This is a genomic window from Paenarthrobacter sp. 10N417, from assembly GCF_056394745.1.
The window spans coordinates 1-1,492 of sequence record NZ_JBFTIL010000053.1 but is presented as its reverse complement, the minus strand read 5'-3'; the positions used below and the strand labels follow the sequence as shown (position 1 = coordinate 1,492).

Annotated in this window: 1 protein-coding gene; it reads left to right on the top strand. The window is 60.3% G+C overall.

The window, feature by feature from the left end; genetic code table 11:
- Positions 1-276 precede the first annotated feature (276 nt).
- Complete coding sequence (locus tag AC1DCM_RS26485) at positions 277-1,458, top strand: IS30 family transposase (RefSeq protein WP_477520316.1); 1,182 nt, start codon at positions 277-279, stop codon at positions 1,456-1,458.
- Positions 1,459-1,492 lie beyond the last annotated feature (34 nt).

Below are 1,492 nucleotides of genomic sequence, written 5' to 3'. Positions count from 1 at the left end.
CTTGGGTTCTAGCGGTCGTTGCAACACCCAGAATTTTTGGGAGTTGCAACGACCGTGTCTCGTTTAAGCGGTACTTCGTCAGGTCCGAATCGGTCCGGCCATGACAAGAAGAAGGCGTTCTTCGAAGTTTTTGATCGTCTTAGGAGTACGACGGCGGTAGCCAAGGAGCTCGGGCTCAATTCCAATACATGCGCTGGCTGGGTGCGAAGGGCCGGCTTAAGGAGCCAGGGCATCCCTGGTACCGGACCGCACCCGGGGAAGGAAGAGTTCTTCCGGCTGCGTAAATCGGGGCGGTCCCGGAGTGAAGCAGCAAGGTCTGTGGGCGTGAACATTCGCACAGCCAGGGATTGGGACCAAGGAATCCGGAAGTCATCAAATCGACGCGTCTACCCCGACGGGCGAGTAGTCGAGTACAACCGGGGAGTGAGCATTCTCCCTGCTGTGACCAACTTGGTCCCGAAGTCCATCGATGCGCGGTTTCTATCGTTGACGGAGAGAGAAATGATCCGCGATATGGCCGCCGGCGGTTCTTCAATGAGAGCGATCGCCCAGATACTGGGCCGTTCCCCCTCCACCATCAGCCGTGAGCTGGCCCGCAATACCGACAGCAGGCTGGGGTACCTGCCACATGGGGCACACCGTCAAGCCGCTTTCCGGCGGGCACGTCCTAAGACAGCCAAGCTCGTGAGCGAGTCGCAGTTGCGTGACTACGTCAAGGACAAGCTGCTCATACGCTGGTCTCCGGAACAGATCAGCAACACGCTGATCGAAGAGTTCCCTGACAACCCGGAGATGCGTGTGAGTCCAGAAACGATCTATCAAGCCCTCTACCTCCAGGCCAGAGGCGGACTCAAACGCGAAGTGCAGGCAGCGCTGCGCACCGGACGGACACGCCGCAAACCCCACACGACCGGCGAGCAACGCACCCCAAGGTTCGTGGACCCGATGGTCATGATTTCCGAGCGCCCACCCGAAATCGAAGACCGCGCCATACCGGGCCATTGGGAAGGCGATCTCATCACCGGCACCAATAACCAGTCCGCGATCGCGACCCTGGTCGAACGCACCACCCGCTACGTGATGCTGGTCCACCTCCCAGGCGACCATACCGCCGAAACCGTCCGCGACGGCCTCATCAAAACCATGGCCACCCTGCCGGCGCACCTGCGCGGATCCCTGACCTGGGACCAGGGCGCGGAAATGGCCGGCCACAAATCCTTCACCCTCGCCACGGACATGCAGGTCTATTTCTGCGATCCCGGAAGCCCTTGGCAGCGCGGTTCGAACGAGAACACGAACGGACTGCTGCGCCAGTACTTCCCCAAAGGTACCGACCTGTCCGTCCACGGTCCGGAAGACCTCGAACACGTTGCCCAGGAACTCAACGGCCGCCCACGCAAAACGCTCGGCTGGAAAACTCCCGCCGAGCGTTTACGTGATTTACTACTAACCACCTAACCAACAGGTGTTGCAACGACCCCTAGAAACCGCC